The sequence below is a fragment of the Rhodococcus triatomae genome, from assembly GCF_014217785.1.
Classification (GTDB): domain Bacteria; phylum Actinomycetota; class Actinomycetes; order Mycobacteriales; family Mycobacteriaceae; genus Rhodococcus_F; species Rhodococcus_F triatomae.
In genome coordinates this window covers 998,298-1,018,031 of record NZ_CP048814.1, presented here as the reverse complement: position 1 = coordinate 1,018,031, position 19,734 = coordinate 998,298, and the positions used below count along the sequence as shown (strand labels likewise).

The window sequence follows — 19,734 nt, the reverse complement described above, 5'->3', positions numbered from 1 at the left end:
CCCCGCGAGGGTGACGCAACCTACGCGGATCCTCGCGCAGCGGCGAAGGCGTATCCGAGGCGCGTCCGGATGGTGTCGGGAGTGGCGAGATGCCCCCAGGTCCAGCGGGCGACGATGAATCCCAGCGCGCGGAGTTCGTCTTCACGTAGCTTCTCGCGCCTGAACGCTTCCTGTTCGCTGATCCCGGGAGACATCGAGTACTTCGCCATGCCGTCGAACTCGCCGATGACGTGTTCTTCCTCCCAGAGGAAGTCGACACGAGCAACGACGTGGCTGTCCGTACCCACGATCGGGACCTGCAAGCGTGGAGCGGGATACCCCATTCGGTCGAGCGCGACGCGGCTGCGGGATTCGCCCACGCTCTCGCTGAGTCCGTCAAGGAACTGGAGGGTGCGTGCCGCACGGTGCACCCCCGTCCGACTGCGCGCATGTTTCAGCGTGTCCTGTATTCGGGACCGGTCGGTGAGTTCCAGGCGCAACGCGCTGTCGCCGATCACGGTGGCCTCCTCGAACGGGAGGGTGCGAGCGAGGTCGACGATGGTCCGCTCGATCGACGTGACGGCGACGCCGTCGATGTGCACGATCTCGTTTTCACGGATCGGTGTGGCGTGGACGTGGCGAGTGGGGTGCCTGCGGCCACCGCCTCGTCGGTCGACGGTGAGGTGCACAGTGTCGAGCGGTACGTTCCACAGGTCCACGCCGTGAAATGCCGCGGCGGAAACGTGGCTCACCACCGTGTTGGTGGACGACTCCCACGTGGCTCGGGCAAGGACCCGATGGCGACCGATCTCATCGAGTTCTCGATGGTCGGCGGCACGTAGGTAGTGGCCGCGGCGCAGGCACACCAGTTCTCCGTGGGTCCGCGCGGCTCGCAGTTCGCGGTCGGTGAATCCGCGTGCGATCGCGTCGCCACGGCCGATGATGCCTTCGGGAAGATGATCCACGTTTCGAGCCTGCCCCGACCGAGCATGGGATGGAACCGCTCCGGCGGCAGGCTGTGGATAACCCGAAATCCGCGCAGGCTGCCGACCATGCGCGCACCATGCAACCTGCTCGAATGGCTCGATCGTGCGCGCATCCACAGGTCATCTGGATGATGGATGGAGTGACTCCTACTCGTCTGCTCGTGGTTCTCGCGGCGGCAGCCTGCCTGGTGGCGGCGTGCGGCAGCCCGACGCCCCGCCCGGAGATCCCCGAGGATGTACCTCCGCCGCCGGGGGCTCCGTTGCCGTTCATCGACGTCAACGGGCCGGGACGGACCGCGGACCTGCTCGCCGGCTGGGCGGCCGGGCTGTCCGACGCGACCGGAATCGGGCAGACGGCACTCGAGGCGTACGGCCACGCGGCGGCGGTGCTCGCGCAGAGCCGGCCCGAGTGCGGTATCGCGTGGACGACGCTGGCGGGGATCGGCAGTGTGGAGAGCGGTCACGGCACCCATGCGGGCGCCGTCGTCGGCCCGACCGGGCAGGTCGAGCCACCGATCCGCGGCATTCCGCTCGACGGGGGACCGGGGGTGGCGGAGATTCCCGACACCGACGGCGGACGACTCGACGGCGACCCCGAGTTCGACCGGGCGATCGGCCCGATGCAGTTCATCCCCGAGACGTGGGTCCGGTGGGGCGTCGACGCCAACGGGGACGGTGTCGCCGACCCGGACAACATCGACGACGCCGCACTCAGCGCGGCGCGCTATCTGTGTGCTCGCGGCGGTGACCTGCGCACTCCCGACGGCTGGTACACCGCGCTCATGGCCTACAACCTGTCCGGCGACTACCTGCGGTTGGTGCGGGACCGGGCGGCGGCCTACTCCGTCGGAGTGCGTCCGTGACCGAGTGGCCGCGATAGCGGGCGCGCCGACCGCCGCGGAGTTTCCCCTGCCGTTAGGCTGTCAGGCAGCACGATCCCCGTGGTCGGTGCGTTAACGATGTGCACCGGGTCGGTGCAAGCGGCGAAGCCCATCAAAGGAGAATCAGCTAGTGGCCATCATTGAGCAGGTCGGAGCCAGGGAGATCCTCGACTCGCGCGGTAACCCCACCGTGGAAGTGGAAGTGCTGCTCGACGACGGCAGTTTCGCGCGTGCAGACGTCCCGTCCGGTGCATCCACCGGCGAGCACGAGGCCGTCGAGCTGCGTGACGGTGGCGAGCGCTACAACGGCAAGGGCGTGGAGAAGGCTGTCGAGGCCGTCCTCGGTGAGATCGCGCCGGCCATCATCGGCCTGGATGCCACCGAACAGCGCACCGTCGATCAGGCGCTGCTGGACACCGACGGCACCCCGGACAAGTCCCGACTCGGGGCCAACGCCCTGCTCGGTGCGTCGCTGGCGGTTGCCCGCGCCGCTGCCGAGTCCTCGGGGCTGGAGCTGTTCCGTTACGTCGGTGGCCCCAACGCCCACATCCTGCCGGTACCGATGATGAACATCCTCAACGGCGGTGCGCACGCGGACAGCGGCGTCGACGTGCAGGAGTTCATGGTCGCTCCGCTCGGTGCGTCCTCGTTCAAGGAGTCGCTGCGCTGGGGCGCCGAGGTCTACCACTCGCTGAAGTCGGTGCTGAAGAAGCAGGGCCTGAACACCGGTCTCGGCGACGAGGGTGGGTTCGCACCGTCCGTCGACGGCACGCGTGAGGCGCTGGATCTGATCAGCACCGCCATCGCGGCCACCGGACTCAAGCTCGGCGAGGACGTCGCGCTGGCGCTCGACGTCGCGGCTACCGAGTTCTACAGCGAGGCCGACGGCTACGCGTTCGAGGGCAAGAACCGCACGGCCGAGGAGATGGCCGTGTTCTACGAGGAACTGCTCACCGCGTACCCGCTGGTGTCCATCGAGGACCCGCTCAGCGAGGACGACTGGGCCGGGTGGATCGCGCTCACCGACAAGATCGGCGACAAGATCCAGCTCGTCGGCGACGACCTGTTCGTCACCAACCCCGAGCGCCTCGAAGAGGGCATCGTCAAGGGTGCCGCGAACGCGCTGCTGGTGAAGGTCAACCAGATCGGCACGCTCACCGAGACGCTCGACGCCGTCGATCTCGCGCACCGCAACGGCTACAAGACGATGATGAGCCACCGGTCCGGCGAGACCGAAGACACCACCATCGCCGACCTCGCGGTTGCCGTCGGCAGCGGTCAGATCAAGACCGGCGCCCCGGCCCGCAGCGAGCGTGTCGCCAAGTACAACCAGCTGCTCCGTATCGAGGAGAACCTCGGAGACGCCGCCCGGTACGCCGGCGAGGTCGCCTTCCCGCGGTTCACCTTCGAGGGCTGACGGGCCTTCGTCAGTGGCTGAGCGCCGTAAGCCGCGGTCGTCCGGGGGTTCCTCGGGCGGCCGCGGCTCCGCGCGCAGCGAGCGCGGTCGGCGCAAACCGGATTCGGCTCCGTCCGCGCGGCGGCCCAGCCGCGGTGGCGGTGGCGCCGGGCCACGCGCGGGCGCGTCGGCGTCGGAGAGCAAGAACGTCCGTCCCGGTGGCCGTCCGCGCACCCCGAAGACGTCCAACCGTGCCGAGCACACCATCTTCGGGCTCTCCACGGGGAGGGCCTTGATCCTCGCGATGGTGGTGCTCGCGCTCGCGCTGACCCTGGCGGTGCCGCTGCGCACCTACCTCACCCAGCGTGCGGAGGCCGACCGTCTGGACGCCGAGCGAGTCCAGCTCGAGCAGGACATCGCGGCACTGCAGATCCTCGAGGAGCAGTACTCCGACCCCGCCTACATCGAGGCCCAGGCCCGTAAACGGCTCCGATTCGTCAAGCCCGGGGACACTCCGTTCCAGGTGCAGCTTCCCGGCGACTATCAGGAGCCGGAGAAGCACGAGAGTGTCGACGACACCCTCACCGGGCCGTGGTATTCGGACCTGTGGAAGACGGTGTCCGAGCCGGACGCCCTCGACACCGAGGAACCCCCGCCGCCGCGGATGCCGGTGATGGAAGAAGAACCAGGAGAACCGACCGGGTGACCGATCAACCCACGCCCACCCCCGAAGACCTCGTCGCGGTCGCCGAGCAGCTCGGCCGCGAGCCGCGCGGTGTCCTCGAGATCGCCTACCGCACCCCGGACGGGCGGCCCGCCGTGGTCAAGACCGCGCCGAAACTGCCGGACGGGACACCCTTTCCGACGTTGTACTACCTCACCGACCCGCGGCTCACCGCCGAGGCGAGCCGGCAGGAGTCGGCCGGCGTCATGCGGGAGATGACCGAACGGCTGCAGCACGACGAGGATCTGGCCCGCGGGTACCGCGCGGCGCACGAGTCGTACCTGGCCGAGCGGGACGCGATCGAGTCGTTGGGTACCGACTTCACGGGTGGCGGCATGCCGGAGCGGGTCAAGTGCCTGCACGTGCTGATGGCTCACTCGTTGGCGAAGGGGCCCGGCGTCAACCCGCTCGGCGACGAGTCGGTGGCTCTCGCGGCCCGGGCGGACGGTGGAAAGCTGCGTGGCACTGCGGTTCCCGCGGACTGGCCGGGCATCGACGAACAGGACGAGCAGTGACTCGCGTCGCCGCCGTCGATTGTGGGACCAACTCGATCCGCCTGCTCGTCGCGGACATCGACGACACGGGCACACTGCACGATGTGCACCGGGAGATGCGGGTGGTGCGGCTCGGGCAGGGCGTGGACGCGACGGGCTCGCTCGCGCCCGAGGCGATCGAGCGGACCCGGATCGCGCTCACCGAGTACGCCGCGGTGATTGCGTCGACCGGTGCGAGCGCGGTGCGGATGGTGGCGACGTCGGCCACCCGCGATGCCGCGAACCGCGAGGACTTCTTCTCGATGACCCGCGAGGTGCTGGGCGCCGTGATCGCCGGTGCCGAGGCCGAGGTGATTTCCGGCGACGAGGAGGCACGCCTGTCGTTCGCCGGTGCCGTCGGTGATCTCGATCCCGCGGAGGGGCCGTTCGTCGTCGTCGATCTGGGCGGCGGCTCCACCGAGGTGGTGCTCGGGGACAGCGCCGGTGTGTCGGCGGCGTTCTCTGCGGACATCGGCTGTGTGCGCGTCACCGAACGTTGCCTGCCGGGCGACCCTCCCACCCGGGACGAGGTCTCGGCCGCACGGTCTTTCGCTGCAGAGCGGCTGGCGGAGGCATTCGCGCGCGTGCCCGTGGAGCGGGCGCGCACCTGGGTCGGTGTCGCCGGCACGATGACGACCTTGTCCGCCATCGCGCAGGACCTTCCCGAGTACGACCCGGAGAGGGTGCACCTTTCGCGAGTATCGTTGCCGCAGTTGCGTTCCGTGTGCGACGAGCTGATCGCGATGCCCCGTGCCCGCCGTGCCGAGTTCGGGCCCATGCACCCGGGACGGGTCGATGTCATCGGCGGCGGCGCCGTCGTCACCGAAGTGCTCGCCGACGCGTTCGAGCAGCGAGCCGGCATCACCGAACTCGTCGTCAGCGAGCACGACATCCTCGACGGCATCGCGCTGTCCATCGTCTAACGTTGTTTCGGCAGCCCCTATAGCCCAATTGGCAGAGGCAGTGGACTTAAAATCCATTCAGTGTCGGTTCGAGTCCGACTGGGGGCACTACTGCCACGAACTCCGTGCCTGCCGAAAGCCCCCATCCGACAGAACGGTCGCCATGTGGCCATGGATCCGCGACGCGAGGACAGTCTGGTCTGGCGTCTGCCGATGTTCGGTGGTGCCGGGGCACCGGACAATCCCGAGTTCGACCTGCCGCAGGCATGGGCGCATGCTCTCGATGCCGTTGCCCGCGACCTTCGGTGCCTACGGGCCGGGCGGGACGTGAATCTGGACCGATTGGCATGGAAGTTCGCCGTCGACGACGAGTACCTCGTGGCGATCGGATGGGACGGGGTCCGAGGTCTCGGCGGCTTCATGCGTCGCGACGGTCTGATGCTGGACGCCGGCTACGACGAGGCCGTGGTCTGGGTCGCGGACACCGTGCAGACGGAACTGGCCGGCTACGAGTTCGTGCAGTGGCCCAGCGAAGGCTGTCACCTCTTCCTCACGCCGCACTGAATCCGCGCACCCCGCGGACGATCCGCGCAGGGAGCATCCCACGCAAGTGGCTGCAGCGTGCGCGGATTCGCCTGATGCGGCGACATCGACGCCTCAGACGAGCGATATCAAGGCCTGTCCAGCCAGACCTTCACGGTGGTACCACGATCGCCACGGTGGGCGACGGCGTGCCCGGAGCGGGGCGTGTCGTCGAGGTCGACGGTGACGTTCCGCCGGATCAGGCTCCCGACCAGCGGGGCGGAGCGCAGCGCCACCGCAACCACGTTGACGCGGTCGGCGGCTCGGGCCAGAAGCGAACGTTCGGACGACACGAACCCCAATATAGCGGCGATCCCGGCCCCGGGCAGTGCCTGAGGCCGGGATCGATTCGATTCTTATCCGCCGGTGGGCGCGTACCGCAGGATCGCGGCGGCGGCACCGCCGCCCGGCACCTCCTCGGCGCGTAGGGCGAGGACGCGTCCGCTCGACAGCAGTGTGCGCCGGGCGATCTCGTCGACGACGCCGTAGACGTCGCCGCCTTCGTCACCGAAGCTCACGGTGCCGTCGTCCGGGTCGATCGATCCCGGGACGACCGCGTCGATGTCGACGAACAGCGTGTCGATCGCACCGAAGGTCGCGGACTTGGCGAGGTCCGACAGGTCGGTCTGGGTACGGCCCTCGGAGGTCCGGGAATCGAACTGCTCGGCGAGGTCGGCGACCTGCAGCTTGTAGAAGTTGTCGAGCACCTCCCGTGACCGCGAGGCCAGTTCGTCGTCCGAGGTGTGCTCCGGATTGCCGTCGATGCCCTCGTCGAGCAGCCCGGTGTAGCTGTTGACCGATCGATAGATCGACGACGTCGGCTCGGCCGATGCCAGGATCAGCGGGACGCCGCGGGCACCGAGGAGGGACCTCAGCTGATGGTCGATCGCGCGGGCGTACTCTGCGACCCGCGTCTTCTTGCCGACATCCTGCACTCCGCCGAGCCGGGCTCGGTAGGACTGGGGCGAATCGTCCGCGAAACTTGCTGTGCTGGTGGGCAGCCCGGTGATCTTCACCTCCTGCGCCGGTGGCTCGGCGGAGACCTCCACCACGCGTACCGACCCCTCGGCGAGAGCGAGGACGAACGCGGATTGCGGGAAGGTCACGGCACGCAGCAGTGGTTTGACGAAGAAGCGATCACCCACCGAAGTGCGCTCGAGCAGACGGTTCGGCAGCCGGAACGTGCGCAGCCGTTCGGTGGTCGCGAAGACGGCGAGGGTGCGCGACTGGTAGCGCCAGTACTCCTCGTCCTCGAGCAGGCCGGCGAACTGCTCCTCGAACGCGGCGCGCTCGTGCTTGTCGCTCACGTGCTCGAGGGCTTCACGCACCTGGTTGGCGAAGCCCGTGTGGTTCTTCTCCGACGCGTTGGACGTCGCGCGCTCGGTGGGGGTGTAGATCGAGATGCACGTGGGGCCCACGGTGGTGGCGAGGGCCGTGATGTCGTCGGTGCCGGGTACGTCGTTGTGCAGCATCGGTTCGCTCCTGAGGTAGACAAGCCGTATCACCGACCCTACCGACGGTGCGGCGACAGGTCCGGTGAATCGGTCCGGCCTGCTTGGAGATCCGTCACACGTCCAACTCGGTGAGCCGGGGGCGGAGTTCCTCGGTGAAGAAAGTGAAGAACCCGTCCACGTCCGGGCCGGCGTTGATGAGCGCGAGATGGTCGAACCCCGCGTCGACGAAGCCGCGGGCGACCTCGACGTGACGGTCGACGTCGGGTCCGCAGGCGAAGGCCTCGCGCATGTCCTCGGGACGCACCCATGAGGCCGCGGCCTCGAAGTTGATCGGGTTCGGCAGCTCTGCCTGCACCTTCCAGCCGAGCACGCCGAAGCGGAACTTCTCGTGCGCCGAGGCGACGGCGGTGTCCTCGTCCGGCGCCCAGGCCAGCGGCACCTCGCCGTACCGGGGCCCGGAACCGCCCGACTGCCGGTACGCCTCGACCAGTTCGGAGCGGGGCTCGGTCGCGAACAGGCCGTCGCCGTGGTCGGCGGCGAGGGTCGCGGCCCGCGCCCCACCCGCCGCGACGACGATCTGCGGGGGAGTCTCCGGGAGGTCGAAGACCCGCGCGTCGTCGAGGGCCAGGTGCCGTCCGCGATACGAGTGGTAGCCGCCGGACCACAGCCGGCGAATGATCTCGAGGGCCTCGGTGAGCTGTTCGTGTCGGATGTCCGCCGACGGCCAGCCGCCCCCGACGACGTGCTCGTTGAGCCGCTCGCCGGAACCGACGCCCAGGGTGAACCGACCGTCCGCGAGAATCGCGGTGGTGGCCGCCGCCTGGGCGACGATCGCGGGATGGATCCGCGTCGTCGGGCAGGTGACGCCGGTGGCGAGCTCGAGCTGTTCGGTGCGGACGGCGATCGCAGCGAGCATCGACCAGACGAACCCGGAGTGTCCGTGTGAGTAGAGCCAGGGATGGTAGTGGTCGCTGACCTCGACGAAATCGAAACCGGCGGCCTCGGCGGCGACCGCCTGGGCGACGATCTCCTTCGGCCCGTACGCCTCCGCGAGCAGTTTGTACCCGAGTCTCAGTGCCATGGCATCCCCGATCAGCTCAGCAACCGCTGCCAGTCCGCAGGAACGTTGCCTGCCGGGCCGGGCACCGGTTGATCGGCCGGACGGGATTCCGGCGGGGCGAGGTGCGGGCCCTCGTAGAACTGTCCGTCCCGATAGTTGTAGAACCAGTTCTCACCCGGCTCGAAGCTGGTGATGATCGGGTGTCCGGTGGAGTCGTGGTGCGCGGTGCCGTGCCGTCCGGGCGAGTTGTCGCAGCATCCGATGTGCCCGCACTGAGCACATCGGCGCAGGTGCAGCCACCAGCCGTGCCTGGCCAGACACTCCACGCACCCGGTACCGCTCGGTGGGATGGAAGGGTCGATGCCGGGAACATCCGTCATCACCCCAGTGAACCGCTGCGCCGACGTCGGCGGCAACGGATTCGGTGAACTGCTCAGAATCCGCCGGCGACGCGGACGACCGCACGGCCGGTGTGCCGGCCCTCACGGATCTCGTCGAGCACGGCCGTGACATCGCGGACGGGTACCTCGGTGGTCACCCGGTCCAGGTGGCGCGGGCGGAGATCGGACCCGAGCCGCTGCCACAGACTGCGTCGCGCGGCGATCGGCAGCTGCACGGAGTCGATACCGAGCAGAGCCACTCCACGCAGGATGAACGGCATGACGGTGGTGGACAGCGCGGCGCCACCGGTGAGCCCGCTCGCCGCGACGGCGCCGCCGTACCGGGTGGTGCTCAGCGCGTAGGCGAGGGTCTTGCCGCCCACGCAGTCGACGACGCCCGCCCATTCGGCCTTGCCGAGCGGCCTGATCTTCGCCTCCGGGTCCTCCGGCAGCCGTCCGATCACCGAGGTGGCTCCGATCGCCGTGAGCAGATCGTGGGCTGCCTCCTTCCCCGTCGATGCCACCACCTCGAATCCCGCCGCGGCCAGCAGATCGACGGCGACGCTGCCGACGCCGCCGCTCGCGCCCGTCACCAGGACCGGGCCGGACTCGGGCGTCAGTCCCCGCTCCTGCAGCGCCTGTATGCTCATCGCCGCGGTGAACCCGGCGGTTCCGATCGCTGCGGCCTCGCGGGTCTCGAGCCCCGTGAGTGGCACCACCCACTCGGCAGGAACCCGGGCGAGTTCCGCGTAGCCACCGTGTCGGCCGGTACCGATCTCGTAGCCGTGTGCCAGCACCTTGTCTCCGACGGCGACGGACGGATCCTCCGAGCCAACGACCTCGCCCGCGAGGTCGATTCCCGGGACGATCGGGTACTCGCGCACCACCCCGCCGCGCGGGGTGACCGCGAGGGCGTCCTTGAAGTTCACGCTCGAGTACTCGACCCGAACGGTGACCGCACCCTCCGGCAGATCCGTGTCCTGGAGCGTTCGGGGTGCGAACTCGACAGTGCCGTCGTCGTCGCGGGCCAGCCATGCGGTGAAAGAAGACATGGGAACACCATAGCGACGCAGCAGGTGCCGGTCGGTGGTGTAGGCCGGTCTGTCAGGTCAGCCGGCCCTCGTGCACGGCTCGGTCGAACCGGGGGAGCGGATCGCCCCGGAGCAGCCGGGTGGCCAGGGCCGGATCGGCCAGATGCAGCCTTCCGATGGAGACGAGGTCGAACTCGCCCGCGGACATCCGCCGTTCGAGTTCGGCGATGTTGTCCAGCGTCGGTGCGGACCCGTCGAGCCTGCTCTCTCGCAGCGACTTTCCGATGCCGACACTTCCGACGGCCCCGGTCAGCGCGCCGGTCGTCTTCTTCGCCCACCCGGCGAGGCCGAGTTCGCTGCCCTCGAACGCCGGGACGTCGAAACGGCGGATGCTGGCGTCGAGCACGTCGACCCCGGCATCGACGAGGGCGCCCAGCAGGACGCCGAGTTCCTCCGGCGTATCGGCGATCCGGGCGGTGTAGTTCTGCTGCTTGTGCTGCGAGAAGCGATAGAACACCGGAGGTTCGGTCCCGATCGCGGAGCGGATCGCGGCGACGACGGCGGCGGGAAATCTGCTGCGCCTCTCCAGGTCGCCACCCCATCGGTCGTCGCGCCGGTTGGTGCCCGACCACAGGAACGAGTCGAGGAGATAACCGTGTCCGCCGTGGACGGCGACTCCGTCGAAGCCGATCTCGGCAGCGACTCGGGCCGCCTCGGCATAGGCGTCGACGACCTCGGCGATGTCGTCCTCGGTCATGGGAGCGGTCGGTTCGAGAGCGCGGGAGACGTACTCGTCCGGGTACGACGTGGCGCCGGGCTCACCCCACACGCCGGAGGGCCGCATCGGCCGGATCGCAGGATCGACCGGGCTCATCGCGCCCCACAGGGGCCCGACGTGCCACAGTTGCGGCACGATCCGCCCGCCCGCACGGTGCACCTCGTCGACGACGTGAGCCCATCCTTCGACCGCGTCGTCGCCGTATATCCGCGGCACCCGCGGATTGTCGACGGCCGACGGGTGATCGATCGCGACTCCCTCGGTGACGATCAGGCCGGTCCCGCCCTCGGCGCGGCGTCGGTAGTACGCGGCCACGTCCCGGCCGGGCACGCCGCCAGGGGAGTGCGACCGGGTCATCGGGGACATGACGATGCGGTTCGACAGCCGGACCGATCGAATCGTCAAGGGGCGGAAAAGAGGTGAATCCTGTCGTGTCATCTGTGGGCTCTCGTGGATCGGAAGAGGTCGGAGGTCTGGGCGGCCCGAAGGAGTGGCGTCGGCCCGTCTCGTGCGGTGGATGTCACCGCAGCGTGATGGAGCCGCCGTCTGCCATCAGGGTCTGGCCGGTCATGTACCTCGAGTCGTCGCCGGCGAGGAACACGACGACGGGGGCGATGTCGGTCTCCGGGTCGCCGATCCGGCCGAGCGGGACCTTGGCGGTGCTGGCCGCTGCCGCCTCGGGGAAACGCTCTCGCCAGGCGACCACACCCTCGGTGGCGGCGAACGGGCACAGGACGTTGACCCGGATCCCGTCCGGGGCCCACTCGTTGGCCGCGACCCGGCTGACCCCACGGATCGCTTCCTTGGCTGCCGCATAGGAGGACTGGGTCGGCATGCCGGTCAGCCCGGAGCCGGAGGCGAAGTTGACCACCGACCCGCCCGTTGCCTTCAACTGCTCGTAGCAGGCCTGCATGAGATGGACCGTGGGATAGAAACCGGTGCCGAACGACAGGTCGAACATCTCCTGGGTGTGCTCGACCAGGGGTGCCTGTGTGGAGGCGTGGGCGTTGTTGACCAGGATGTCGATCCGACCGAATGCCGCCACGGCGGCATCGCGAATGGCGTCGGCGGAGTGGGTTGCTGTCAGATCCGCCGAGAGGAATCGGACGCTGTCACCCAGTTCGTCCGCCAGCTCCCGGCCGCGGGTGTCGTCGATGTCGACGATCAGCACGCGTGCGCCCTCGGCGACGAATGCGCGTGCGATCGCACGCCCGATCCCGCCTGCGCCGCCGGTGACGATCGCGACCTTGTCCTGCAGCCTCATCGCGTGTGTGCTCACGGTCAGGCGTCGACGGCCAGGGCCGGCTTCTCGAGCGCGGCGACCCCGTACGCCGCGTACGTCTCGTACGGGCCGCGGCCGGTGAAGTACGCGCCGAGATCGGCGGCGAGCTCCTCGACGGTGAACTCGGAACCTGCTGCATCGAACCGATTCTCGACCTGGGGGGCCTGCATCAACGCGACCATCTTGCCGTAGACCACGAACACCTGTCCGGTGATCTCGTCCGATGCGGGAGAAGCCAGGTACTGCACCAGCGTCGCCACGCGCTCGGGCGCCAGTGGGTCGAGACCGTCGTATTCGCCTCCGTCCCCGAACGTGGATTCGGTCATCGCGGTGCGGGCACGCGGGCAGATGGCGTTGGCGCGCACACCGTATCGGGACAGGCCCTGGGCCGTGGAGAGAGTGAGGGCGGTGATGCCTGCCTTGGCCGCCGAGTAGTTCGGTTGTCCGGCGGATCCGAACAGGAACGCTTCGGACGAGGTGTTGATCACGCGTCCGTACACGGGGCCCGCGGCCTCCTTGCTCGCGGCGCGCCAGTGCACCGCAGCGGCGCGGGACGTGGCCGCATGGCCCTTGAGGTGCACCCGGATCACGTCGTCCCAATCCGATTCGGACAGGTTGAAGATCATCTTGTCCCGCAGGATTCCCGCGTTGTTGACCAGGATGTCGAACGAGCCGTACCGGCGGACCGCCTCGTCGACCAGGCGCGCACCGAGCGACCACTCCGAGACGTCCCCGGTGACGGCGACGGCCTGGCCGCCCGAGGCGGTGATCTCCTCGGCCACCGCATGCGCGGCGTCGCCCATGTCGTTCACCACCACCGCTGCGCCCGCCGATGCGAGGGCCAACGCCTCGGCCCGCCCCAGACCGGCGCCGCCGCCGGTGACCACCGCGGTCCGTCCCTCGAGGCTGGAGGTCTGCGTCATGTCGTGTCTCCCGTTCCCGTCCGTTACCGGATGCCGATCACTGATTACCGATTGCCGGTTTCTGATATTGATTTCAGTGATACCCGGCTGGTGCGAGTCGGACTGCCGACGTCTCACTCACCGGACGAGGTCGGGGTGCGATCCGGGCGAGGCGGATGCCGGGGAATGAACAGGGTGAACAGCATCGTCACGGCGGCCGCGGCGATCGTGAGCGAGATCGCCACGGTGAAGCCCGTCGACGACGGAATGGTGCGATCGCCGAGATCGACGGTGAGATGTGCGAGCACGACGCCGATCACGGCTGCCGACGACGAGGTCCCCACTGCACGCATGAGCGAATTGAGGCCGTTCGCCGCCGCGGTCTCGCTCACCGGCACTGCTCCCATCACCAGGGCCGGCATCGCGGCGAACGCGAGCCCGATCCCGGCGCCGATGATCATGGTGGCCAGGAGGATCTGCCAGACGTGCGTCCGCATCGCGAGCAGGACGAGGTAGCCCGAACCGAGCACCGCCGCTCCCACAGCGAGGGTGGTGCGGGCTCCGTACCGGGCGCTGATCGCCGCCGAGATCGGGGAGAAGGCGAACATGACGAGACCGGAGGGGGCCAGAACCAGGCCCGCACCGATCATCGACAGCCCGGGTCCGTGCCCGCCCTCCGCCGGTGCCATGAGGATCTGGGTGGGGACGAGGGACATTCCGAACATGGCGAACCCCACCGAGATCGAGGCGAGGTTCGTGAACAACACCTGGGGTCGCGCCGAGACCCGGAGGTCGACCAGCGGTGCCGAACGACGCAGTTGGTATCTGCCCCAGACCCCGAAGACGACCACGGATCCGGCGAGCGAGCCGATCGTCGCCGGGCTGGTCCATCCCCAGTCGCCGCCCTTGGTGATCGGCAGGAGTAGCGCCAGGAGCCCCACCGCCATGCCGAGCGCGCCCAGATGGTCGAACCGGGCCGGAGTGGTGACCGGCGACTCGGGCACGACCAGGAGCACCGCCACGAGGGCGGTGACGCCGAGGCCCGCCGACGCCCAGAACAGCGCGTGCCAGTCCGCCTTCTCGGCGATCGTCGCGGCCACCGGAATGCCGACCGCGCCGCCGATACCCATCGTCGCGCTCATGATCGCGATCGCCGAACCGACCCTGTCGGGAGGCAGTTCGTCCCGCATGATCGAGATCCCCAGCGCGATCGCGCCCATCGCCGCGCCCTGCAGGACGCGACCGGCGACGACCGGCGCGAGCGTGGAGGACACCGCGCACACCAGGGATCCGGCGGTGAGTGAGACGAGGCTGGCGACGAGAATCAGCCGCTTGCCGTACATGTCGCCCAGGCGCCCGGCGATCGGAGTGACGACGGCACCGGCGAGCAGCGTCGCGGTCACCGCCCAGGAGGCGTTCGCCGCGGACGTTCCCAGGATCTGGGGGAGGATCGGGACCAGGGGCACGATGAGCGTCTGCATGAGCGCCACCACCACGCCACAGAACCCGAGGACCGCGACCACCAGGCCGGGACGGTCCGGGCGCCCCGCGGTGGCCGCCGCGTAGCGGCGGGAGATGTCGAGCGTCATCGGCGTCTCACCCTCGCCTCCGCATCCGCCGCTGCTGGACGGGCCCGGTCAGGAGACGCCGGCCGCGAGCAGGGCCCGTGCCTCCGGTCGTCCGTCGAGTACGCGACCGGTGCGGCGAGTCACCTTCCATTCGCCGTCCGCCTTCGCCAGTTCCCAGCGGTTCGCCGTTACGCGCAGTACGCGGAAGCCGTCGCCGTCGTCGTCGCGAACGATCAACTGCGACTTGCAGGTCGCCACGGCCCGGTCCCCGTCGACCCGGATGTGACCTGGCTCGAGGACGTGGCCACAGCCTCCGTCGATCCATCCCCGGTGCGCATCCGAACGCACCATGGCGAGGATTTCCGCGTGCCCGTTCATCACACCGGTGTCCACGTCGTAGATGCCGTCCTCGGTCCACAGCCGGGCCACCGCCTCGGCGGACCCGCTGTCGACGGCGGGCCCGTACGCGGTCATCAATTCGAGGATGGCGAGCTTGTCCTCGAGGACGCCGACGCGATCGGCGAGCCGGCGGACGAGGGTGTCGGTGTCGGTGTCGGTGGTGGTCATGGCGTCTTTCCTCCGGTCGGTGATACGGAATGTGGGGCGGGATCGAATTCGACGCCGAGGTCGTCGCCGATCTCGCGCAGCGCGGCGAGTTGATCGCAGTAGTGCGCGCAGTCCCGGGCGAGGATCGAGACATTGACGATCGAGCAGCCGACGTCGCGGCGGGCGACGAGTGCGCGCCGGGCCCGGTCGCGATCGGCGACGGGGTCGACGGTGGCGGGCAGGACCACGGTGAATCCGTCCGGCAGATCGTGGGTGCCGAGCAGGTGTCCGAGCGCGGGCAGGTCGAGCCCGAACGGCACCCACCCGTCACCCAGCGCGATGGCCCGGCGCAGTGATCGACGGGTCCTTCCACCGATCCACAGCGGTACCCGTGGTTGGACGGCGTGCGGGCGCACGACGACGTCCGCGAAGTCGTGGAACCTGCCGTGGTAGCGCGGGTCCGGACACGACAGTGCCGCGCGAAGTGCGGCGATCGCGTCGTCCGCGCGGGTGCCCCGATCCTCGAACGGTGCACCGAGAATCTCGAATTCGGCACGCAGTGAGCCGACGCCGAGGCCCAGGACCACCCGGCCGGCGGAGAGCCGGTCGAGTGTTCCGTAGCGCTTCGCCAGCTCGAGGGGGTGGTGGTATCCGAGGACGAGGACGAGGGTGGCCAGCCGGATCGTTCGCGTGCGGGCCGCCAGATAGGAGAGCGTCGACAGGGGGTCCCAATAGGTCCCGCCACGCTCGGACGCGATGTCGGTCGGCACCGCGACGTGCTCGCTGCAGGTGAGGTGGTGGAACCCCAGTTCGTCCGCGGTCGCGGCCACCCGTTCGAGTTCGGCGATCCCGGCGTGCTGCTCCCAGCGCGGTGCGCCGGGAGGCGCGATCACCACGGGTGAGGCGATTCCGATGCGCATGTGCCTCCTCTGCCGACGCTGTGGCCGGTTCGCCGCTCTGTCCAGTTCTAGCCGTCACACCCGTGCCCGTTCGGGGGCTCGTCCCGGTGACCGGAACAGGGCCTTCTGTGGCGCAGCACGCGTCGGGGCAGGAATGTAGTCCACTTCACAACCGGGTCGCGAGTCTGCTAATTTAAGAATTCATTTCAATTTTGACCGAATCCGGGGCTGTGACCAGCGCACATGGAGGTACCGATGACCGTCGTCGACGTGGATATCCCCGCAACCTCGGCCAAGCAGGCCGTACCGGCATCGATGGTGGAGCGGATGACGTTGATCCTCGACGCGTTCGAGGGGCGGGCATCGCGTCTCACTCTCGAGGAGGTCGCATGCCGTTCGGGGCTGCCGCGCTCGACGGTGCACCGCATCCTGGACCAGCTCGTCCGTGTCGGATGGGTGGACCATGCGTCGTTCGGATACTGCCTCGGCAGGCGCGCCCTGGGAATGGGCGGCGGCGACAACGGTCAGGGACAGATCCGTGCCGCGGCGGCACCTCTGCTGCACGAGCTGCACATGCAGACCGGCATGGTGGTGCACCTGAGCGTGCTCGACGGCGGCGAAGGGGTCTATCTGGACAAGCTCGGTGGCCGGCTCGCCGCGACCCTCACCTCTCGGGTGGGCGGCCGGGTGCCCGCCTACTCCACCGCGGCAGGCAAGGCGATGCTCGCGTGGGTGGATCCGGAACGAGTCGATGCGCTGTACGGGCCACGCCTGACCAGAACCACCGACCGAACGATCGGCGACCTCACCACGTTGCATCAGGAACTCAATCGGATCCGGCGCAGGCGGGGCCTCGCCTTCGAACGTGGCGAGGCGATGCGGGGCGTCGCGTGCGTCGGGGCTGCGGTTCGCGGGCACGACGGCCCGGTCGCCGGGATCTCGCTGTGCGGGGACGCGCGCACCGCGGCACTCGAACGGGTCGCCCCACTGGTCGTCGATGCCGCCCGCGAGGTGTCCCGCACGCTCTATCCCGAGCTCGGCGCTCCCCGCCGCGGCCGGCGTCAGGCGCAGGTTCCCGAAAGTTCCTGGTCGCCACAGGCGCTCGACCGTCTCCTGTCGGTGCCGGCCGGTCAATGGCTCTGAGGGCCGGCACGTCGAACACGACGTCTCGCTGGGTGGGAGCGCGTATGTGCAGGTACGGGCGCCGCTGGCAACGTGATCGACATGACGATCGACACGAGCCACGACGGCACACTCGAGGAGTTGCACACCGATCTCGGAGTGCTCCGGTACCACGAGGCCGGTGACGGTCCGCCGCTCCTGCTGCTGCACGGATCCGGACCCGGGGTCACCGGATGGCGGAACTTCCGTGGAAATCTCGGCTTCTTCGCGGAGCACTTCCGGACGTTGATCCTGGAGTTCCCCGGCTTCGGCGTGAGCGACGACTTCGGCGGACACCCGATGCTCACGGCTCAGGACGCGGTGGTCCGGTTTCTCGACGGGCTCGGACTCGACGACGTGGCGGTGATCGGCAACTCGATGGGTGGAATCGTCGCCACCAACTTGGCGATCAACCACCCCGCGCGGGTGAACAAGCTCGTCACGATCGGCGGCATCGGCCGAAATCTGTTCAGCCCCGGCCCGGGTGAGGGCATCAAACTCCTCATGGAGTTCACCGAGAACCCCACCCGGGAACGGCTGATCGAATGGCTGCACTCGATGGTGTTCGATCCGGCGATGGTGACCGAGGAACTCATCGAGGAGCGCTGGCAGCAGGCCACCGATCCGGAGACCCTCGACAGCGCGCGGCGGATGTACAGCAAGGCCGCGATGGCCGCCGCGGCGCAGGCCGCCACCGCTGCGGATGCCGTTCCGTACTGGGCGCAGTTGCACAAGGTGACGGCGCCGACCCTGCTCACCTGGGGCCGCGACGACCGGGTCAGCCCGATGGACATGGCGATCATCCCGATGCGTCTGATCCCCGGAGCCGAACTGCACGTGTTCCCCAACTGCGGGCACTGGGCGATGATCGAGCAGAAGACGGCATTCGAATCCGCCGTGCTCGCGTTCCTGCTGCGGAAGGAATTCGATGAGCGCTGACGGTCACTCCGGCACCGGCAGTCTCACCGATGCACACAGGGCGGAAGCCGCCCGGCTGCTGCGGGAGGCCGAGCGCAGCCGTGTGGCCGTCGCCCCGCTCGGTGAGACCTTCCCCGGCATCGACGTCGTCGATGCCTACGAGATCCAGCTGATCAACATTCGTCGTCGACTCGAGGCAGGCGAGCGGGTCTACGGCCACAAGGTCGGGCTCTCCTCCGAGGTCATGCAGAAGATGATGGGAGTCGACGAGCCGGACTACGGCCATCTGCTGGACACGATGGTCTACCCCGAGGGGACGCCGATCGACACCTCCCGATTCTGTCTGCCGCGGATCGAGGTCGAGATCGGGTACGTTCTCGGCGCGACTCTGCCGGGTGAGGGCTGCACCGAGCGAGACGTCCTCGACGCCACCGAGTACATCGTGCCGTCGATCGAACTGATCGACAGCCGGATCGAGGACTGGCGGATCGGCCTCGCCGACACCATCGCGGACAACGCCTCGTCGGCGGGGATCACCCTCGGCCGAGGGCGTGTCGAGCCCTCGAAGGTGGACATCGGAGCGGTGTCGGCGGTGCTGTGGAAGCAGACGAGCGGCGGCGACGAGGAGATCGCGCGCGGTGACGCGTCGGCGGTGCTCGGCGATCCGACGCGGGCGGTCGCGTGGCTCGCCCGCAAGGTCGCGAGTTTCGGGGTCCGGCTCGAGGCCGGGCACGTGATCCTTCCCGGTTCGTGCACGCGCGCGATCGACGCCAGGCCCGGAGACGTGTTCCGCGCCGATTTCAGTGACATCGGCTCCGTGACAGTTGAATTCAAGTGAGGAACTTCCAGTGAGCAAAGCCACCGCCGCCATCGTCGGGTCCGGGAACATCGGTACCGACCTGATGTACAAGCTGTTGCGTTCGGACATCGTCGAGCCGCGTTGGATGATCGGCGTCGATCCGGCCAGTGAGGGTCTGAAGCGGGCCGCAGACCAGGGAATGATCGCCAGCGCCGAGGGTGTGGACTGGCTCCTCTCGCAGGGCGAGTTGCCGGATCTGGTGTTCGAGGCGACGTCCGCCTACGTCCATCGCGCGAACGCGCCGAGGTACCGCGAGTTGGGCATCCAGGCGATCGACCTCACGCCCGCGGCTCTCGGGCCCGCCGTGGTCCCCGCCGTCAACATGGGTGAACACCTCGATGCGGCGAACGTCAACCTCATCACCTGTGGCGGACAGGCCACCATTCCGATGGTGTACGCCGTGTCGCGGGTGGTGGAGGTGGCCTACGCGGAGATCGTGGCCAGTGTCGCCTCGCCGTCCGCGGGGCCGGGAACCCGGGCCAACATCGACGAGTTCACCATCACCACGAGCCGGGGAATCGAGACGATCGGCGGCGCTCGCCGCGGCAAGGCGATCATCATCCTCAACCCGGCCGAGCCGCCGATGCTGATGAAGGACACCGTGTTCTGCTCGATTCCCGCCGATGCGGACCGGGCAGCGATCACCGCCTCGGTCCACGAGGTCGCCGACACCGTTCGGCAATACGTCCCCGGATACCGGCTGCGTGCGGAACCGCAGTACGACGTTCCGACCCCGATCAGCGGTGGGCTCGCCCGGGTCGCGATCTTCCTCGAGGTCGAGGGTGCAGGGGATTTCCTGCCGCCGTATTCGGGCAACCTCGACATCATGACGGCCGCGGCCACCAGGGTGGGCGAGAGCTTCGCCGAGCAGATCCTCGCTGCCAGGACCGCCGACGCGACGTCCTCCGTCTGA

The 19,734-nt window shown here is 69.0% G+C and carries 22 protein-coding genes and 1 tRNA gene; 11 read left to right on the top strand and 12 right to left on the bottom strand.

Annotated features, from left to right (window positions below; all coding sequences use genetic code 11):
* Nucleotides 1–20: 20 nt before the first annotated feature.
* Nucleotides 21–944, bottom strand: coding sequence for a type IV toxin-antitoxin system AbiEi family antitoxin domain-containing protein (locus tag G4H71_RS04700; protein ID WP_072737969.1), 924 nt, complete (start codon nt 942–944; stop codon nt 21–23).
* Nucleotides 945–1,096: 152 nt separating this feature from the next.
* Here G4H71_RS04700 and G4H71_RS04695 point away from each other — a divergent pair, with 152 nt between their 5' ends.
* From G4H71_RS04695 to G4H71_RS04665, 7 genes are all read left to right on the top strand, one after another.
* Nucleotides 1,097–1,828: a lytic transglycosylase domain-containing protein gene (locus G4H71_RS04695; RefSeq protein ID WP_246442799.1), complete on the top strand. Its 732-nt coding sequence runs from the start codon at nt 1,097–1,099 to the stop codon at nt 1,826–1,828.
* A gap of 148 nt (nt 1,829–1,976) precedes the next feature.
* A complete protein-coding gene (gene eno, locus G4H71_RS04690) occupies nt 1,977–3,263 on the top strand; it encodes a phosphopyruvate hydratase (protein WP_072737967.1) in 1,287 nt (428 codons plus the stop codon).
* A gap of 13 nt (nt 3,264–3,276) precedes the next feature.
* Complete coding sequence (locus tag G4H71_RS04685) at nt 3,277–3,948, top strand: FtsB family cell division protein (RefSeq protein ID WP_072737966.1); 672 nt, start codon at nt 3,277–3,279, stop codon at nt 3,946–3,948.
* Nucleotides 3,945–4,481: a DUF501 domain-containing protein gene (locus tag G4H71_RS04680; RefSeq protein ID WP_072737965.1), complete on the top strand. Its 537-nt coding sequence runs from the start codon at nt 3,945–3,947 to the stop codon at nt 4,479–4,481. The genes G4H71_RS04685 and G4H71_RS04680 overlap by 4 nt, the downstream gene beginning before the upstream one ends.
* Nucleotides 4,478–5,422 carry a Ppx/GppA phosphatase family protein gene (locus G4H71_RS04675; RefSeq protein WP_072737964.1) on the top strand — a complete coding sequence of 315 codons (945 nt, stop codon included), beginning with the start codon at nt 4,478–4,480 and terminating at the stop codon, nt 5,420–5,422. Before G4H71_RS04680 ends, G4H71_RS04675 begins: the two co-directional genes overlap by 4 nt.
* 13 nt (nt 5,423–5,435) lie before the next feature.
* Nucleotides 5,436–5,509: transfer RNA gene (locus tag G4H71_RS04670), tRNA-Leu, on the top strand.
* A 63-nt stretch (nt 5,510–5,572) separates the two neighbouring features.
* The gene (locus tag G4H71_RS04665; protein ID WP_072737963.1) at nt 5,573–5,965 is read left to right on the top strand and encodes a hypothetical protein; all 393 of its coding nucleotides are present in this window, start codon (nt 5,573–5,575) and stop codon (nt 5,963–5,965) included.
* 107 nt (nt 5,966–6,072) lie between these two features.
* On the opposite strand, the gene G4H71_RS04660 is transcribed toward G4H71_RS04665, so the two are convergent.
* From G4H71_RS04660 to G4H71_RS04610, 11 genes are all read right to left on the bottom strand, one after another.
* The gene (locus G4H71_RS04660; protein ID WP_139183109.1) at nt 6,073–6,276 is read right to left on the bottom strand and encodes a hypothetical protein; all 204 of its coding nucleotides are present in this window, start codon (nt 6,274–6,276) and stop codon (nt 6,073–6,075) included.
* 63 nt (nt 6,277–6,339) lie between these two features.
* Entirely contained in the window at nt 6,340–7,455 is a 1,116-nt protein-coding gene (locus G4H71_RS04655; protein ID WP_072737961.1) for a baeRF11 domain-containing protein, read from the bottom strand.
* 94 nt (nt 7,456–7,549) lie between these two features.
* Nucleotides 7,550–8,512, bottom strand: coding sequence for a TIGR03557 family F420-dependent LLM class oxidoreductase (locus G4H71_RS04650; RefSeq protein WP_072738076.1), 963 nt, complete (start codon nt 8,510–8,512; stop codon nt 7,550–7,552).
* Between the two features lie 17 nt (nt 8,513–8,529).
* Nucleotides 8,530–8,877, bottom strand: a complete 348-nt coding sequence (locus tag G4H71_RS04645) for a UBP-type zinc finger domain-containing protein (RefSeq protein ID WP_072737960.1) — start codon at nt 8,875–8,877, stop codon at nt 8,530–8,532.
* 53 nt (nt 8,878–8,930) lie between these two features.
* A complete protein-coding gene (locus G4H71_RS04640; protein ID WP_072737959.1) occupies nt 8,931–9,929 on the bottom strand; it encodes an oxidoreductase in 999 nt (332 codons plus the stop codon).
* Between the two features lie 52 nt (nt 9,930–9,981).
* Nucleotides 9,982–11,124, bottom strand: coding sequence for an oxidoreductase (locus tag G4H71_RS04635; protein ID WP_072737958.1), 1,143 nt, complete (start codon nt 11,122–11,124; stop codon nt 9,982–9,984).
* An 82-nt stretch (nt 11,125–11,206) separates the two neighbouring features.
* On the bottom strand, nt 11,207–11,950 hold the full coding sequence (locus G4H71_RS04630; protein ID WP_072738075.1) for an SDR family NAD(P)-dependent oxidoreductase: 744 nt from the start codon (nt 11,948–11,950) through the stop codon (nt 11,207–11,209).
* A gap of 17 nt (nt 11,951–11,967) precedes the next feature.
* A complete protein-coding gene (locus G4H71_RS04625) occupies nt 11,968–12,891 on the bottom strand; it encodes a 3-oxoacyl-ACP reductase (protein ID WP_072737957.1) in 924 nt (307 codons plus the stop codon).
* A gap of 113 nt (nt 12,892–13,004) precedes the next feature.
* Nucleotides 13,005–14,459, bottom strand: coding sequence for an MFS transporter (locus G4H71_RS04620; protein ID WP_072737956.1), 1,455 nt, complete (start codon nt 14,457–14,459; stop codon nt 13,005–13,007).
* 48 nt (nt 14,460–14,507) lie between these two features.
* Nucleotides 14,508–15,005, bottom strand: a complete 498-nt coding sequence (locus tag G4H71_RS04615) for a nuclear transport factor 2 family protein (protein WP_072737955.1) — start codon at nt 15,003–15,005, stop codon at nt 14,508–14,510.
* A complete protein-coding gene (locus G4H71_RS04610; protein WP_072737954.1) occupies nt 15,002–15,904 on the bottom strand; it encodes an LLM class F420-dependent oxidoreductase in 903 nt (300 codons plus the stop codon). The genes G4H71_RS04615 and G4H71_RS04610 overlap by 4 nt, the downstream gene beginning before the upstream one ends.
* A gap of 234 nt (nt 15,905–16,138) precedes the next feature.
* Between G4H71_RS04610 and G4H71_RS04605 the strand changes: the two genes are divergently transcribed.
* The 4 genes from G4H71_RS04605 (at nt 16,139) to G4H71_RS04590 (ending at nt 19,734) form a co-directional block, all read left to right on the top strand.
* Nucleotides 16,139–17,026 (top strand): IclR family transcriptional regulator, encoded by an 888-nt coding sequence (locus G4H71_RS04605; protein ID WP_072738074.1) that lies wholly within the window; start codon nt 16,139–16,141, stop codon nt 17,024–17,026.
* Between the two features lie 81 nt (nt 17,027–17,107).
* Entirely contained in the window at nt 17,108–17,983 is an 876-nt protein-coding gene (locus tag G4H71_RS04600; RefSeq protein WP_072738073.1) for an alpha/beta fold hydrolase, read from the top strand.
* Entirely contained in the window at nt 17,973–18,800 is an 828-nt protein-coding gene (locus G4H71_RS04595) for a 2-keto-4-pentenoate hydratase (protein ID WP_072737953.1), read from the top strand. The genes G4H71_RS04600 and G4H71_RS04595 overlap by 11 nt, the downstream gene beginning before the upstream one ends.
* Before the next feature lie 10 nt (nt 18,801–18,810).
* A complete protein-coding gene (locus G4H71_RS04590; protein WP_072737952.1) occupies nt 18,811–19,734 on the top strand; it encodes an acetaldehyde dehydrogenase (acetylating) in 924 nt (307 codons plus the stop codon).

Coding starts and splice junctions, on each gene's coding strand:
- G4H71_RS04635 (WP_072737958.1), bottom strand. CDS start 11,124: ATGACACGACAGGATTCACCTCTTTTCCGCCCCTTGACGATTCGATCG.
- G4H71_RS04645 (WP_072737960.1), bottom strand. CDS start 8,877: ATGACGGATGTTCCCGGCATCGACCCTTCCATCCCACCGAGCGGTACC.
- G4H71_RS04695 (WP_246442799.1), top strand. CDS start 1,097: ATGGATGGAGTGACTCCTACTCGTCTGCTCGTGGTTCTCGCGGCGGCA.
- G4H71_RS04610 (WP_072737954.1), bottom strand. CDS start 15,904: ATGCGCATCGGAATCGCCTCACCCGTGGTGATCGCGCCTCCCGGCGCA.
- G4H71_RS04620 (WP_072737956.1), bottom strand. CDS start 14,459: ATGACGCTCGACATCTCCCGCCGCTACGCGGCGGCCACCGCGGGGCGC.
- G4H71_RS04665 (WP_072737963.1), top strand. CDS start 5,573: ATGGATCCGCGACGCGAGGACAGTCTGGTCTGGCGTCTGCCGATGTTC.
- G4H71_RS04600 (WP_072738073.1), top strand. CDS start 17,108: ATGACGATCGACACGAGCCACGACGGCACACTCGAGGAGTTGCACACC.
- G4H71_RS04595 (WP_072737953.1), top strand. CDS start 17,973: ATGAGCGCTGACGGTCACTCCGGCACCGGCAGTCTCACCGATGCACAC.
- G4H71_RS04605 (WP_072738074.1), top strand. CDS start 16,139: ATGACCGTCGTCGACGTGGATATCCCCGCAACCTCGGCCAAGCAGGCC.
- G4H71_RS04640 (WP_072737959.1), bottom strand. CDS start 9,929: ATGTCTTCTTTCACCGCATGGCTGGCCCGCGACGACGACGGCACTGTC.
- G4H71_RS04630 (WP_072738075.1), bottom strand. CDS start 11,950: ATGAGGCTGCAGGACAAGGTCGCGATCGTCACCGGCGGCGCAGGCGGG.
- G4H71_RS04655 (WP_072737961.1), bottom strand. CDS start 7,455: ATGCTGCACAACGACGTACCCGGCACCGACGACATCACGGCCCTCGCC.
- G4H71_RS04615 (WP_072737955.1), bottom strand. CDS start 15,005: ATGACCACCACCGACACCGACACCGACACCCTCGTCCGCCGGCTCGCC.
- G4H71_RS04625 (WP_072737957.1), bottom strand. CDS start 12,891: ATGACGCAGACCTCCAGCCTCGAGGGACGGACCGCGGTGGTCACCGGC.